Origin of the sequence: Nonomuraea sp. NPDC023979 (genome assembly GCF_040639085.1) — a bacterium.
Taxonomy (GTDB): domain Bacteria; phylum Actinomycetota; class Actinomycetes; order Streptosporangiales; family Streptosporangiaceae; genus Nonomuraea; species Nonomuraea ceibae.
This window is the reverse complement of record NZ_JBEZZG010000015.1, coordinates 75985-90393: the sequence shown is the minus strand read 5'-3', so window position 1 is coordinate 90393 and position 14409 is coordinate 75985. Positions and strand designations below refer to the sequence as shown.

General features: G+C 73.0%; 14 protein-coding genes. 7 read left to right on the top strand and 7 right to left on the bottom strand.

Annotated elements, in window-relative coordinates; translation table 11 throughout:
- Positions 1–31 precede the first annotated feature (31 nt).
- From AB0G11_RS25360 to AB0G11_RS25335, 6 genes are all read left to right on the top strand, one after another.
- Positions 32–874, top strand: a complete 843-nt coding sequence (locus tag AB0G11_RS25360; protein ID WP_357588609.1) for a hypothetical protein — start codon at positions 32–34, stop codon at positions 872–874.
- Between the two features lie 36 nt (positions 875–910).
- A complete protein-coding gene (gene ftsH, locus AB0G11_RS25355) occupies positions 911–2821 on the top strand; it encodes an ATP-dependent zinc metalloprotease FtsH (RefSeq protein WP_308125898.1) in 1911 nt (636 codons plus the stop codon).
- A gap of 69 nt (positions 2822–2890) precedes the next feature.
- Positions 2891–3430: a DUF937 domain-containing protein gene (locus tag AB0G11_RS25350; protein ID WP_219508296.1), complete on the top strand. Its 540-nt coding sequence runs from the start codon at positions 2891–2893 to the stop codon at positions 3428–3430.
- A gap of 16 nt (positions 3431–3446) precedes the next feature.
- Positions 3447–4028: a nucleoside triphosphate pyrophosphatase gene (locus tag AB0G11_RS25345; RefSeq protein ID WP_219508297.1), complete on the top strand. Its 582-nt coding sequence runs from the start codon at positions 3447–3449 to the stop codon at positions 4026–4028.
- Between the two features lie 10 nt (positions 4029–4038).
- A complete protein-coding gene (locus tag AB0G11_RS25340; protein ID WP_246645588.1) occupies positions 4039–4800 on the top strand; it encodes an EI24 domain-containing protein in 762 nt (253 codons plus the stop codon).
- Between the two features lie 161 nt (positions 4801–4961).
- A complete protein-coding gene (locus tag AB0G11_RS25335; protein ID WP_357588607.1) occupies positions 4962–6023 on the top strand; it encodes a DUF4192 domain-containing protein in 1062 nt (353 codons plus the stop codon).
- 22 nt (positions 6024–6045) lie between these two features.
- Here the strand turns inward: AB0G11_RS25335 and AB0G11_RS25330 are convergent, their stop codons facing one another.
- Entirely contained in the window at positions 6046–6390 is a 345-nt protein-coding gene (locus tag AB0G11_RS25330) for a hypothetical protein (RefSeq protein WP_138713462.1), read from the bottom strand.
- A 415-nt stretch (positions 6391–6805) separates the two neighbouring features.
- On the opposite strand from AB0G11_RS25330, the gene AB0G11_RS25325 reads away from it, so the two are divergent.
- Positions 6806–7390 (top strand): DUF1707 and DUF4870 domain-containing protein, encoded by a 585-nt coding sequence (locus AB0G11_RS25325; protein ID WP_357588606.1) that lies wholly within the window; start codon positions 6806–6808, stop codon positions 7388–7390.
- Positions 7391–8681: 1291 nt separating this feature from the next.
- Here the strand turns inward: AB0G11_RS25325 and AB0G11_RS25320 are convergent.
- From AB0G11_RS25320 to AB0G11_RS25295, 6 genes are all read right to left on the bottom strand, one after another.
- Entirely contained in the window at positions 8682–9518 is an 837-nt protein-coding gene (locus tag AB0G11_RS25320; protein WP_357588604.1) for an NAD(P)H-binding protein, read from the bottom strand.
- Positions 9519–9624: 106 nt separating this feature from the next.
- Positions 9625–10842: an aminopeptidase gene (locus tag AB0G11_RS25315; protein ID WP_357588602.1), complete on the bottom strand. Its 1218-nt coding sequence runs from the start codon at positions 10840–10842 to the stop codon at positions 9625–9627.
- On the bottom strand, positions 10839–11402 hold the full coding sequence (locus tag AB0G11_RS25310) for a helix-turn-helix domain-containing protein (RefSeq protein ID WP_357588600.1): 564 nt from the start codon (positions 11400–11402) through the stop codon (positions 10839–10841). Before AB0G11_RS25310 ends, AB0G11_RS25315 begins: the two co-directional genes overlap by 4 nt.
- 45 nt (positions 11403–11447) lie before the next feature.
- Positions 11448–12035, bottom strand: a complete 588-nt coding sequence (locus tag AB0G11_RS25305; protein WP_357588598.1) for a septal ring lytic transglycosylase RlpA family protein — start codon at positions 12033–12035, stop codon at positions 11448–11450.
- Between the two features lie 268 nt (positions 12036–12303).
- Positions 12304–13830, bottom strand: coding sequence for an ATP-dependent DNA ligase (locus AB0G11_RS25300; protein WP_357588596.1), 1527 nt, complete (start codon positions 13828–13830; stop codon positions 12304–12306).
- Between the two features lie 171 nt (positions 13831–14001).
- The gene (locus tag AB0G11_RS25295) at positions 14002–14376 is read right to left on the bottom strand and encodes an FKBP-type peptidyl-prolyl cis-trans isomerase (protein ID WP_219508305.1); all 375 of its coding nucleotides are present in this window, start codon (positions 14374–14376) and stop codon (positions 14002–14004) included.
- Positions 14377–14409: the final 33 nt, after the last annotated feature.

The window sequence follows — 14409 nt, the reverse complement described above, 5'->3', positions numbered from 1 at the left end:
CGATGGGGAAGACGGGACAGAGGGTGCCCGAGTGAAGACCAAGATCCGGCCTGGCAGCCCTCCGCCCAAGCGCTCCCGCATCGGGGACCTGCGCATGGGGGTGGTCTACCGCGGGCTCGCCGTCGTGGCGGTCGTGGCCGTCGCCGCCGTCACCGTGGTGCTCGTCCGCCCCTCCGACCCGGACGAGGCAGGGCAGCGGCCGATCGCCGCGCCATCGGCCGTGCCCGCCTCGTCCGCGCCACCCGCGTCCACCCCGCCGGCCTCGCTCGACCCGGCCCCGACGCCCGTCGCCGTCGACTCCACCCCCACCCCCAAGCCGGGCTCGTCGCTCGCGCCCGGCTACACGGCGATGGAGGCCCTGTACGCCGACGACCGCCTGCCGAGACTGCCTGCCAAGATCCGGCGGCTGAAGCTGCCCGCCCCCGCCAAGCGCCTGCTGAAGGACAAGCGCGCCGGCCTCGCCCTGCCGGACCTCGGCCGCCCCTGGAAGACGTACGGAGCCGCGCCGTTCACCAGCAAGCAGGTGCTGCCCAAGCTGCGCGGCGACAGCAGGCGCGGCATGCTCGTGAGCTGCCCGGTGCCGATCAAGCCGCAGAAGTCCCCCCGCGACACCGCGCTGCTGGCCGCCCGCTGGACGCTCAACCACCACCCCGAGGGCGCCAAGGTCCGCTGGCTGGCCTCCCAGCCGGTCAAGCGCGGCTGGATGCTCGTCTACCAGGTCTCGTACGGCAAGCGCAGCTCGCGGGCGGCGGTCGTGGTGGCCGACAGCGGAATGGCCAAGCCGGGTTTGGCGTTTGTGACAGTGCCTGACTCGCAGCGCAAGAGGTGGCGCGACATCACGCGCGTGGTCTCCGGGGTGCGTGTCCTAGGCTAATTGATCATCATTGCGGCGATTTGGGGGAGTGGCGCCGTGGAAGAACGGACTGGATCGCCGCAGGTGCCGAAGAAGGGCAAGGTCAAGCCGCCCTGGCGGGCCGAAGGGCTGCCCGGCACCCCAGGCGGCCGCCCGAAGATCAACTGGTGGCGGTTCGCCGTCACCCTGCTGGTCGTCTACGCGGCGTTCTTCTTCGTCTCGTCCTTCTTCGACAGCAACCAGGTCGAGACCGTCTCCTACACCGAGTTCACCAAGCAGGTGAACGGCGGGAACGTCAAGGAGATCTACGCCACCGGCCTGTCGGTCGAAGGCCATCTCAAGAGCGCGGCCAAGGACCCCGGCAGCGGCAACCAGTCCTATACGGACTTCCGCACCGAGATCCCCACCTTCGCCAACACCGACCAGCTCTCGCAGCAGCTCAACGCGGCAGGTGTGGAGATCAAGGCCGAGCCGCTCACCTCGGGCCGCGGCTTCTTCCTCAACCTCCTGCTGTCGCTGCTGCCCGTGCTGCTGCTGGCCGGGCTGTGGATCTGGATCATGCGCCGCGGCGCCAGCATGATGGGCGGCGGCGGACTCGGCGGCCTCGGCAAGTCGAAGGCGGCCAAACCCCTCGAAGCGGGGCAGGTGCGGGTCACGTTCGAGGACGTGGCGGGCATCGACGAGGTGGAGAACGAACTCGTCGAGATCGTCGACTACCTCAAGGACCCCGACAAGTACCGCAGGCTCGGCGCCAAGCTGCCCAAGGGCGTGTTGCTCGCCGGCCCGCCCGGCACCGGCAAGACGCTGCTCGCGCGGGCCGTCGCCGGCGAGGCCAAGGTGCCCTACTTCTCGGCCAGCGCGTCCGAGTTCATCGAGATGATCGTCGGCGTCGGCGCGTCCCGGGTCCGCGACCTGTTCGAGGAGGCGCGCAAGGTCGCCCCGTCGATCGTGTTCATCGACGAGATCGACGCCATCGGCCGGGCACGCGGCGGCGCGGGCGGCATCGGCGGCCACGACGAGCGCGAGCAGACGCTCAACCAGATCCTCACCGAGATGGACGGCTTCTCCGGCGCCGAAGGCGTCATCGTCATCGGCGCCACCAACCGGCCCGAGGTCCTCGACCCGGCCCTGCTGCGGCCCGGCCGCTTCGACCGCACCGTCCAGGTCGGCCTGCCCGACCAGGCCGGCCGCACCGCCATCCTCGGCGTCCACAGCAGGGGAGTGCCGCTCGACGGCGCCGTCAGCCTCGACCAGCTCGCCAAGACCACGCCCGGCATGACCGGCGCCGACCTGGCCAACCTCGTCAACGAGGCGGCCCTGCTGGCCGCCAAGCGCGGCAAGGAGAAGGTCGGCATGGCCGACTTCGCCGACGCGCTGGAGAAGCTCCAGCTCGGCGCCGCCCGCAGCATCGTCATGCCCGAGGACGAGCGCACCCGCACCGCCTACCACGAGGCCGGACACGCCCTGCTCGGCATGCTCCAGCCCGGCGCCGACCCGGTCAGGAAGATCTCCATCATCCCGCGCGGCCGGGCGCTCGGCGTCACGCTGTCCACCCCCGACACCGACCGCTACGCCTACGACGAGAAGTACCTGCGCGGCCGCATCACCGGCGCGCTCGGCGGCATGGCGGCCGAGGACGTCATCTACGGCGTCATCACCACCGGCGCCGAGAACGACCTGGAGCAGGTCACCATGATCGCCCGCGGCATGGTCGGCCGCTGGGGCATGTCGGCCAAGGTCGGCCCGCTCACCATCCTGCCCAGCGACGGCCAGCCGCAGGCCTCGCCCGCCACCCTCGCCATCGTTGACGAGGAGGCGCGGCGGATCGTGGACGAGTGCTACGCCGACGCCGTGCGCATCCTGCGCGAGAACCGCGACAAGCTCGAAGGCATCGTCGCCGCCCTGCTGGAGCACGAGACCCTCGACGAGGCCACCGCCTACGGAGCCGCCGGTTTGGCCAAAAGTTAGCGAGGGGCCGACGTAGGCTCGGCCCGCGCCGGGGAACGACCATCGGAACGACGATCGGGAGGACTTGGCGTGACTCTGACGGACCAGCTCGTCGCCGAGCTCGGCGATCCCGGCCTGGAGCAGCTCGCCGGGATGCTCGGCACCGACCCGGCCACGGTCCGCGAGGTCCTCAGGGCGGCGACCGGCGTCGTCGTCGCCGGCATGGTCCGCAGCTCCGAGCACCCCGACGGCGCCGAGGCGCTGCGCGGCGCGCTCGACGACCACGTCGACGCCGACCCCTTCAACGGCGACGTCGCCACCCTGGCCCGCGACGGGCAGAACATCCTCGCCCACGTCCTCGGCGGCCAGGGCGCCGACCACGCCGCCGACGCGCTCGCCGACCTGACCGGCCTCGACTCCGCCGCCCTGGTCAAAGTGCTGCTCCTGCTCGCCCCCATGGTCATGTCACTGCTCGCCGACCGCGCCGAACGCGCCGGCATGAGCACCCAGGACATGACCGCCGAACTCCGCCGCGAGCGCGCCGCCGTCCCCGCCGCCCTCGAACCCCTGCTCGCCGACCTCCTCGGCGCCCCGTCCTCGCCCACGCGGTCGCCGCACGCCGAATGGTGACCGGTAGGCTGACCCGGTGATCGTTCTGGCCTCAGCTTCTGCCGCCCGCCTGGCCCTGCTGCGCAGCGCCGGACTCGACCCCAAGGTGATCGTGAGCGGGGTCGACGAAGAGGCGTTCACCGCCCACACCCCCGCCGCCCTCGCCCTCGTGCTGGCCAAGGCCAAGGCCACCGCCGTCGCCGAACGGCTGGACGAAGGGCTGGTCATCGGCTGCGACTCCATCCTGGAGCTCGACGGCCGCCCCTACGGCAAGCCCGCCTCCGCCGAGGAGGTCGCCGAGCGCTGGCGGATCATGCGCGGGCGCACCGGCAGGCTCGTCACCGGCCACTGCGTCATCGACGTCGCCGCCGGCCGCCAGGCCGCCGAGACCGCCACCACCGTCGTCCACTTCGGCCAGCCCACCGAAGAGGAGATCGCCGCCTACGCCGAGACCGGCGAGCCGCTCAACCTCGCCGGCGCGTTCAGCATCGAAGGACGCGGCGGCTGGTTCGTCGACGGCATCGAAGGCGACCACGGCAACGTGCTCGGCCTGTCGCTGCCGCTGCTGCGCCGCCTGCTCGACGAGCTCGGCTACGCGGTCACGCCGCTCTGGCGCTAGCGTTTGCGACATGCGATCAATGCGCGACTTCGCCGCCGGCGTCGGCTTCTTCCTGCAAGGCGTGGGCTGGGTCGCCAGAAACGGGCGGTGGTGGCTGTTCGGGCTCATCCCGGCGCTCATCGCGTTCGCCGTCTACGTGGCGGCGCTGTACCTTCTCGGCACCAACGCCGGCACGCTGGCGGAGTTCCTGACGCCGTTCGCCGACACCTGGTCGTGGCGTGAGGCGTTCCGCACCGCGATCGCCGTCGCGCTCTTCCTCGGCGGGCTCGCCCTGGCCGTGCTCACGTTCACCGCGCTGACGCTGGCCATCGGGGAGCCGTTCTACGAGAAGCTGTCGGCCGCCGCCGACCCGCTGCCCGACGCCGAGGAGCAGCCCTGGTGGCGCACGCTGCCGCGCTCCATCCGCGACAGCCTCGTCACGCTGGGATACGTGCTGCTGTTCACGATCCCGCTGTTCTTCCTCGGGTTCGTGCCGGTGATCGGGCAGACCGTGGTGCCGGTGGTGGGGGCGGCGGTGTCCGGGTTCTTCCTCACCGTCGAGCTGACCACGCTGGCGCTGGAGCGGCGCGGGCTCGTCAGGAAGCAGCGGTTCGCGCTGCTGCGGGGCAGCAAGGCGGCGTCGCTCGGGTTCGGGGTGGTGGTGTTCGTGCTGTTCCTGGTGCCGTTCGTGGCGGTGATCGCGATGCCGGCGGCGGTGGCGGGCGCGGCCCTGCTGGTCAGGCACCGCCTCGCCCCCGGCACGCCTACCACCCCGCCCCCGGCCCACCCGTGAGCGAGCTGTAGCACCTTGTCCGCAGGGCGCCCTTGCCGTTTGTTCACCGGGGTGCCCTCGCCACGCCGCTTGTCCACAGGCCGCACCCCCGCTGCGCCGCCCGTCCACAGAACCCGTTCCACCCGCCTCCCGCACCCCTCGTCCCCGGCATCCTCCATGCCATGACGACGAACACCTCCGAGCCCTGCCTCACCCTGACCAGCCCCGCCGACATCCTGGCCGCCGTGCCCTACCTGGTCGGCTTCCACCCTGCCGACAGCCTCATCGTGCTCGGCATCGCCCAGGGCCAGGCCAAGGTCGCCGCCCGCTGGGGGCTGCCGTTCCCGCCCGGCACCCTCGACCCCCTGGCGGCGCTGATCGCCCGCGAGAAGCTGGCCCAGGTCGTCGTGGTCGGCTACGGCCCGGGTGAGCGCGTCACTCCGGCCGTCGACGAGGCCAGGGCCGTGGCGGCGAGGGCGGGCGTGGAGGTCGCCGAGGCCATGCGCGCCGACGGCGGTCGCTACTGGTCCTACGTCTGCGACAGCACCCGCTGCTGCCCGCCCGAAGGCACCCCCTACGACCCGACGTCGAGCCGCGTCGCCGCCGAGGCGACCGTGCGCGGCCTGGTCGCCCTCCCCGACCGCCAGACCCTCGAACGCACCCTCGCCCCGGTCACGGGCCCCGTCCGGTTGGCGATGCGCCGGGCGACCTCAGCCGCCGTCGCCGAGCTGACCAGCGGGCTCGCGGCAGATCCCGACCCCGACGCGTACGCCCGCCGCTTCGTGACCGGCGGCCTGGCCCGGCTCCACGCCACCCTCGCACGCGGCGACCGGCTCAGCGACGCCGACGCCTCCCGGCTCGGCCTCGACCTGGCCGTCATCCGGGTGCGCGACGAGGCGTGGACGCTGATGGACGGCTCCCATGCCGCCCTCTGGAAGGACCTCACCCGCCGCCTGGAGCCCCGCTACGTGCCGCCGGCGGCCACGCTGCTGGCGATGGCGGCCTGGCGGGCGGGCGACAGCGTCACCGCCACCATCGCCCTCGAACGCGCCCTGAAGGCCGACCCGCACTACTCGATGGCCAACCTGCTCATGCACGCCCTGCAGAACCTGCTCTCACCCGGCATGGTCGACGCCCGCCTCCCGACGCCGACGGAGCTCGACACGGCGATGGGCGAGCCGCACATCGGCTGGCTCGTCCCCCTGCTCGCCACCCTCGACGACGGCGACCAGGCCTGCGCCTGAGCCGTTCCGGCGTGGCTGCGGGTCAGAGCCCGCCCTCCTCGCGCCGCCGCCGCTCGTTGTAGGCCCGCATCCGGGGCGGATACCCGGTCAGCTGCACGTCGTAGACCGGGAGAGCGAGGTCACGCGCCACCTTGTGGATCACGGCGGGCGAGCCGACCCGGCGCCGCGTCCACTCCCCGTCGTCGGCGACGGCCACGGCGGTGGTGTCGGTCGCGAACGTCTCGGGCTCGACGTAGAACTCCACGCCGCGCCGCGACCGGGCGAAGGCGATCAGCGCTTCGATGTCGGCGTCGGTCGCCTCACGATCGAACTTAGCGATCTTCGGGCCGCGCCGCCGCCGGAGGCCGTAGCGGTCTCGCCATCTCATGCATCCTTTTTATACCGTCAAGTGGTACTAGTGCGCATGCCAAGCGTTGCCCCACCCCCGCGAAAAGCGCCCATTCCCACCATCCGCCCAGCTCAAGCCCCGATCCAGCCCTTCCGCATTAACCAAATTGCCTGCCACGATCCCCTCACCGGATGACGATTTCCGAAGCCCCGATTCTTGCGCCCACCCCGAATATCACCCCCGAACACCGCCACCCCCAAGACCATTCGCCCACACAGGACGAATCCGGTCACCCATCACCCTGAATCCCGGGGCTGCGATCTCGGGGATGCCTCGGGGTATCACCCGATGCCACGACCGGCCGCCGTGACGCAGTATGTGAGGAGACCGTCAGCGCTGCGGCCGGCAGGTTCCGGCGAGGGGGCGGCGCTACCGAAGGAGAGGCATGGGCGTTATGGCTGGGGTACCGACACCCCCGGGGCAGCTGCCGCCGGCTCATCTGCGCGTCACCAACGAGGACCGCGAACACGTCGTCGAGCACGTCAAGGCCGCCTACAGCGAGGGCCGCTTCGACAAGCTCGAGTTCGACGAGCGGCTGGAGCGCGCGATGACGGCACGCACGCACGGCGACCTGATGCCCATCATGACGGAGCTCTACGGCGCCAACGCCGTGCCCCGCCTGGCCGCGCCCCCGCGCATGCCCGCCGCCCGCCCGGAGGCCCCGCCGGAGAGCAACGAGCGCCTCGGCGCCTCCGCCGCCCACCTGCTCGCCCTCATCGGCTTCCCCATCCTGGGCCCGCTCGTCCTGCTCCTCACCGGCGGCAAGACGTCCCCGTACATCCGGCGCCACGCCATGGAGGCGCTCAACTTCCACCTGACGGTCACGGGCGCCACGTTCCTGCTGCCCTTCACCGTCATCGGCGTCGTGCTCCTGCCCTTCATCTGGGTGGGCGCCGTCATCCTCTCCATCGTCGGCGGCGTCTCCGCCCTCTCCGAAGGCACCTTCCGCTACCCCCTGACCCTCCGCCTGATCAAGTAGCCCGCCACTCCGACACCCCGAGGCCCCTGGCCCCACCACCGACCCCCCAACCGCCGCCACCCGGCTGCCAGCCCGCGCCCCCGCTGCCCACAGCGGCCCCGGCTGGTGGCATCCTGGGCGAGCAGTTCGCGGTTGGGGAACTACGGTCGCCTGCCTGCTCGCGGTTGGGCCCTGCGATCGCCGGTCAGTCCGCGATATCGCAGCCCGCAGCGCCTCCCTCTGGCACCTCGTAGCCGTACCCGGTCCCAGCATCGGGCGTGCCACACCACGGCTCACGCTGCCTCGCCTTCGCGGCACCACCGCTCACGACGTCTCGGCTTCCGGGCCCGCGGCACCGCGCGGGCCCGGCGTCCCACGCTGCGCGCACCTGCACCTGCCCTACACACCCGCGCGCCCCTGTCCCGAGCGCCGCCCGCCGAGCGCCCGCCCGCGCTTCCCACCCCGCACCCCTGTGGCTCGCTCCGCGCACGCGCACCCGCGCTAGGTGCGCAGCACGGCCGCGCACATGCGCCCTTAGGTGCGTGCGCGCCCGCACTGGCGTACCAAGTTCCCGCCCCACGCTCCGCGCGCCTGCGCCCGCACCCCGTACTGGGCCCGCCTGGGCTCGCGCCCGCACCCCGTGCGCCTGCGCCAGAACCCCGCATGCCGCGCGGCACACTCCCCGCACCCGCACCCGCACCCGCACCCGCACCCGCACCCGCACCCGCGCGTCGGCTGCCTCGTCCTCGCGGCTGCACTAGCACGGCGCTCCCCGCCCTGCGGCGTTCCGCGCCTCCGCCTCCTGCGCTGCGTTCGCGTCCCGCCGTGACCTCGTCCCGTGGGTCGCGCCCGGAACGCGCGGTCCACGGGCGGTGCGGGCAAGTCCGGAGGCAGTGGTGCGCCCGTTTGCGAGGGCGGTGCGCCCGCGCTGGGGCCTTCCGTGCCCCAGGACGGCCACGACGGCCACAACGGCCACGACGGCCAGGGCACCAGGATGGTCGGGCCAGCGGGGCGGGTGGGTGTCGGGGTCACCGGGGCCGGTGGGGCCAGCGGGGTGGCCGAGGGTAGCCCGGCGCGGCCGGGGCCAGCAGTGTGCCCCTGAATGCGGGCACGGGCTGCCCTGGTGCAGCGGGCTCCGTGGTCTAGGGGCGGGGAGGTCAGGGGGTGCCGGGGTGGGCGGGGTGGTGAGGAGGCCAAGGGACAGCGGGAAGGCAAGGGGACGGGGAGGCAGGGGACGGCCGGGAGGGTAAGGGACGGGGAGGCGAGGGACAGCGGGGGCAAGGGCCAGCAGGGCGGGAAGGACGGTGGGAGGTCAGGGGGAGGTGGGGAGGAAGGCCGTGGCGTGGGATTGGGCCCACTGGTGGAAGGTGCGGGGTGGGCGGCCGGTTACCGTTTCGACGTCGGGGTGGACGGTCGATTCGTCCAGGGTGCCGGTGACGTAGAAGTCGAAGAAGGCGTCCACGTACTCCTCCGGCGTGGTGCGCAGCATCTCGGCGCGGGCCTCGTCGTCGGGCAGGGCGTGGGCGGTGAGGTCGCGGCCGAGTACGGTGCCGAGGATGCGGACCCGGTCGGCGGGCAGCAGCGGTTCTGGCCCGGTCGGCTGGTAGACGCGTTCGGCGTGGCCGTCGTCCAGCAAGGCGCGCACCGCCACGGCGGCGATGTCGGCCGGGTCGACGACCGCCTGGCGGACGCCCGCGAACGGCACCCGTACGACGTCGCCCGCGGCGAGCTGCGGCAGCCACTGGAAGGCGTTGGACATGAACGCGCTGGGCCGCAGGAAGGTCCAGGCCAGCCCGGACTCCCGTACGACGCGTTCGGACTCGGCCATGTAGCGGGTGATGGCGTTGGACGGGTCGCCGAGGGCGGCGGAGCCGCCTGACAGCAGCACCACGCGCTGGACGCCGGCCTGGCGTGCGGCGGCCAGCAGGGCGGGCGCGCCGGGGTAGCCGGGCAACAGGAAGAGCGCGTGGGCGCCGTCGAGGGCGGGGCGCAGGGACTCCGGCTCGGTGAGGTCGCCGGTGACCCATTCGACGCCGGGCTCGGGGGCCCGGTGGGAGCGGGTGACCGCGCGTACGGGGGCGCCTTCGGCGGCGAGCGCGCGCACCACCTCGCCGCCGACGTTGCCTGTGGCGCCGGTTACCAGGATCATGACGTCTCCTCTTGCCGGGAACTGCGTGACACGGGGGACATCCTGGTACGGGACCGGCTCGGAGATCCAATACCTGCTCCCATAGCCGGTGGCTATGGCGGAGCGGTCAGATCTGCCAGGCGTCGTCGCGCAGCAGCTCGACGGTGACGCCGTCGTGGGTGATGCCGGTGACGGTGACGTCGGGGCCGCCGACCATGAAGTCGACGTGCACGGCGGAGACGTTGATCCCGGCTGCCGCGCGTTCGGCGGGGGCGAGGTCGCGCAGGTGGGCGGGCACGCCGGGCGGCAGCCCAGCGCCCCAGGCCAGGTGGCAGGTGGCGTTCTCGTCCAGCAGCGTCTCCAGGTACGTGACGCCGGACTGCCCCACCGGCGAGGAGCCGTCGACGAGCGCCAGTTCGCCGAGCCTGGCGGCGCCCGGGTCGGTGGCCTGGTGGGTGCGTACGACGTCGGCGCCGGAGGTGGCGCGCACCTCGGTCACGACGCCGCCGGCGAAGGTCAGCTCCAGGTCGCGGATGACGCTGCCGTCGAGCGAGAGCGGGCGGGTCGAGCGGACGGTGCCTTCCACGCGCCGGTGGTCGGGCGTGGTGAACACCTCCTCGGTGGGCAGGTTCGCCTGGAACGCGTGGCCCTGGACCGATTCCAGCCGGGCGGCGGTCCAGTGCGCGCCGGGCAGCAGGCCGACGGTCAGGTCGGTGCCGGGGCCCTGGAAGCGTACGGCGTCCAGGCGCAGGGAGGTGAGCGTGGCGGCCCGGTCGAGCAGTTCGGCGATCCGCTGCTTCCAGGCGGCGACGGGGTCCGGGTGGTCGAGGCGCAGGATGGGGCGCAGGCACTCCCACAGCCGGGTCACGTCCGGCTCGCCGAAGATCGCGCGGGCCCACTCGGCGGTCGGGCAGGGCACGATGACCCAGCGGACCAGGTTCTCCAGTTGCAGCCGCTGCCTGGAGATCAGGTGCGGCATGCGGTCCAGGCCGGCGCGGACCTGGTCCTGCCCGGCGAGCAGGTCGGGGGCGGCGGCGCCGCGCAGGTTGAGCAGGACGCCGCACTGCCGGGCCAGCTCCTCGTTGCGGGCGTCGAGCCAGGCCGGGACCTCGCCCAGCGTCCCGCCGTCGGCGTGACGGACGCGGGAGAGCTTGGCGTACGGGTCGAAGTACCAGATGTCGACATAGCGGGCGCCCCGGGCGTAGGCGGCCTCGGTGAGGGCGCGGGCCAGCGGGGCGTGCTCGATCTCGGCGTTGATCAGCACCAGGTCGCCGGCCGTGATCGGCGCGGCGACGTCGAGCACCACGTCGGCGTAACGGGACAGCTCGGCGGCGGGAACGGTCATGGCGTGCTCCTGGGGGGACGGCCGGCGTCGGCGGCGGGGCGGGTGCCCGGGAGTTCGAGGAGCAGCGCGGTCATGCTGACCTTGACCCGGTCGCCGGACCGGGGCGGGCCCGCCTTGCCGTGGACCAGGGCGACGGCCTGGTCGATCAGGCCCACGACCTCTTCCCAGACCTCCCGGTCGAGCCACACCTCGGCGTCCATCGACAGGCGCTGCTCGGTGGCCTCGGCCAGCCGCCGCGACAGGTCGGCGCTCAGCGCCTCGTGCAGCAGGCGGCGGCCGTCGGCGCGGTCGAGCCGGGCGGCGCTGGAGGGGTCGTAGCGGTAGCGGCGGGGCGGGCGCCCCTTGCCCTCGCGGGGCTGCTGCTCGTCCACCCGTTCCAGGAACCCGGCGTCGGCGAGCTGGCGCAGGTGGTAGCTGGCCGAGGCGTGCGCGATGCCGAGCTCGTCCGCGACCTCGGCGGCCGACAGCGAGGCGCCGGTCAGCAGGGACACGATGCGGATCCGGAGCGGGTTGGCCAGGGCCCGCAACGGGACGAGACCCTGGTCCGTTTCCCAAGACATGTTGGGATTATGGCATTTCCCAATGAGTCTTGGGAATATCTCGCGTCAGCGGGCCAGGACCTCGTACGTGACGCGCATGTGGCCGGCGTTCGTGTTGCCGATCCGGGCGAAGGCGGCCCGGGACAGGTCCAGGCAGCGCCCGCCGATGTACGGGCCGCGGTCGTTGATGCGCACCGTGACCGACTTGCCGGTGGACGGGTTCGTGACGCGGACCTTGCTGCCGAGCTTCAGGGTCTTGTGGGCGGCCGTCATGGCCGACGGGTCGAAGCGCTCGCCGCTGGCCGTCATCTGCGGCTCGTGGTAGAACGACGCGCCGCAGGAGCCCGAGGAGATCACGCGGGGCTTCCTGGCAGCGGCCTTCCGCGCCGCCGTCGCCGATCTGGTGGGTTTGGCGGAGGCGGAGGCGGAGGCCGAAGGGGAGGGGGAGGTGGTGGTGGGGGCGGGGGCCGCGCCGAGAGCCGGGGCGTCGTCGGCCGGAGCCGGGGTGCCGGAAGGGGTGCCGGTAGCGGGGCCGGTGGGGGCGTCGGCGGGGGAGAGGGCGGTGGGCTGCTTGTGCGAGTCGTCGTGGGAGACGGCGGCCCAGGCGGTGGTGGAGGCGACGGCGATGACGGCCGCCCCTGCCGCGACGGCCACCCAGCGGCGCCTGGCGGGGGACGTACGGCTGGAAGGGGGTTGGGGGAGGTTGTGCTGGCCCAAGGTAAACCACGGTCCTCGGTAGGGGAAGGGGCACGGAAAGGCCAGAACCGGGGCAGATGGGGGCGCACGTCGGCCGATCCACGGGCGGGGAGGGGGATGCCCCGCGACGTGCACGAACATACGCGACAAACAACAGGCAAAGGCAACCTAATGCCTGGTTAAGTGACGTAAGTCACTCAAATGGGGATAAATCGCCCAAAAAGGATCAAATCATCAAAGAGCGGACGGTCTCCACCGTGTCGGCGTCGGCGGCCCGCTTGTCGAGCCGGTAACGCAGCACGCGGGCGAACCGCAGCGCCATGCCGCCCGGATAGCGCGGCGACCGCTGCACGCCGTCGAAGGCGATCTCCACCACCAGCTCCGGCCGCAGCGTGACCGTCCACCCGTCGGCGGGACCGTCGGCCAGCTCCAGGAAGCGCTCGGTCTGCCAGGCGAGCAGCTCGTCGGTCAGGCCCTTGAACGTCTTGCCGAGCATGACGAAGCCGCCCGTCTCCGGGTCGCGGGCGCCCAGGTGCAGGTTGGACAGCTTGCCCTCACGGCGGCCGTGACCCCATTCGGCGGCCAGGACCACCAGGTCGAGCGTGTGGCGGGGCTTGACCTTGATCCAGCCCGCGCCCCGGCGGCCGGCGGCGTAGGGGGAGGCCAGGGACTTGACCACCAGGCCCTCGTGCCCGGCCTTGACCACGTCGGTGAAGAACTTCTCCGCCTCGCCCACGTCGGAGGTGACCAGGCGGGGCGTGAGCAGGCCGGGCGGCACGGTGCGGGCCAGGATCTCCTGCCGCTCGGAATAGGGCAGGTCGAGCAGGTCGGCGCCGTCCACCCGCAGCGCGTCGAAGAAGAACACGTGCAGCGGCGTCTTCTCGCGCAGCTCGGCCACGTTGGTCCGGCTGCTGGTGCGCGCGGCCGTCACCTGGAACGGATGCGGCCGGCCGTCGGGGCGCAACGCGATCACCTCGCCGTCGAGCACCAGGTCGTCGGCGGGCAGCGCCAGCACCGCCTCGGCCAGCTCCGGCACCTGCGCGGTGATGTCGTCGAGGGTGCGGGTGAACACGCGGACCTCGGCCCCCGAACGGTGCGCCTGCACGCGGATGCCGTCGAGCTTCCACTCCAGCGCGGCCGGGGTGCGGGCCTTCTCCAGGGCGGCGGCCACGTTGGGCGCGCTGCCCGCGAGCATCGGGGAGACGGGCCGGCCCACCTCCAGGCGGAACGCGCGCAGCTTGTCCACGCCGCCCGCCAGCGCCGCCGCGCCGACCGCGGGCAGCCAGCCGCGCAGCGTCAGGGCCCGGCGGACGTCGGCCGACGGCGCGCCGGACGCCTTGGCGACCGCCTCGATCATGACGCCGTCGAGCGCGCCCTGCCGCAGCTCGCCGCCGAGCAGCTTGAGCATGAACGCCTGCTCCTGGCTCGTCAGCCCGGCGAACAGCTCGGCGACCAGCGCCTTGCGGGCCGCCTGGGAGCCCTGGCCGGAGACGGCCTTGATCCTCGTGAGCAGGGCGTCGACGGTGGTGAGGGTCGCGGTGGCGGCCAGCTTGGGGCCGGGCAGCTCCTGGAGCGTGCGCCAGCCCACGCCGATCTGGCGCTGCGGCAGCTCGCCCGACAGATAGGCGATGGCGATCTCCGCCTCGCCGGGGCCGACCCGGCCGAGCAGCTCGGCCAGATGGCCGATCTTGCCGAGCCGCGCGGACGTGCGCGTCACGGCCTCCGACACTCGCACCACGTCGATCAGAAGCACACCGCTATCGTGCCTCACCCAGCCGACAAATTCCGCTGCCGGGCACCCACGAAACCGCCGAATGTCCTGCGGCGACCGCCGGACGTGCCGCGGCGAACGGTCGGCGAGCTGCCGGAGGTGCCGCGGCGCAGGAGCGGACGGGGGCCGCCCCTGCGCCGGTGCGGCGTGCTGTCAGCGAACGCCGAGCAGGTCGACCACGAAGATGAGGGTCTCCCCGCCCTTGATCCGCGCGCCCGCGCCGGCGGCGCCGTAGCCGAGGTGCGGCGGGATGACGAGCTTGCGCCGGCCGCCGACCTTCATGCCCGCCACGCCCTGGTCCCAGCCCGCGATGACGCGGCCCGCGCCGAGCGGGAACTCGAACGCCTGGCCGCGGTTCCACGACGCGTCGAACTCCTCGCCGGTGGAGAAGGCGACGCCCACGTAGTGGACGCTGACGTTCTGACCAGGCTTGGCCTCGGGGCCGTCCCCCACGGTGATGTCCTCGATCTCCAGGTCGGCAGGCGGGTTGCCCGCCGGGAAGTCGATCTCCGGCTTCTCGAGTGCCACGAAGTGCTCCTGTTGACGATGTGAATGAACCTG

Bases quoted from the DNA above. Each gene is read 5' to 3' on its own strand.
- AB0G11_RS25340 (WP_246645588.1), top strand. From the start codon at position 4,039: ATGCGATCAATGCGCGACTTCGCCGCCGGCGTCGGCTTCTTCCTGCAA.
- AB0G11_RS25335 (WP_357588607.1), top strand. From the start codon at position 4,962: ATGACGACGAACACCTCCGAGCCCTGCCTCACCCTGACCAGCCCCGCC.
- AB0G11_RS25330 (WP_138713462.1), bottom strand. From the start codon at position 6,390: ATGAGATGGCGAGACCGCTACGGCCTCCGGCGGCGGCGCGGCCCGAAG.
- AB0G11_RS25325 (WP_357588606.1), top strand. From the start codon at position 6,806: ATGGCTGGGGTACCGACACCCCCGGGGCAGCTGCCGCCGGCTCATCTG.
- AB0G11_RS25320 (WP_357588604.1), bottom strand. From the start codon at position 9,518: ATGATCCTGGTAACCGGCGCCACAGGCAACGTCGGCGGCGAGGTGGTG.
- AB0G11_RS25315 (WP_357588602.1), bottom strand. From the start codon at position 10,842: ATGACCGTTCCCGCCGCCGAGCTGTCCCGTTACGCCGACGTGGTGCTC.
- AB0G11_RS25310 (WP_357588600.1), bottom strand. From the start codon at position 11,402: ATGTCTTGGGAAACGGACCAGGGTCTCGTCCCGTTGCGGGCCCTGGCC.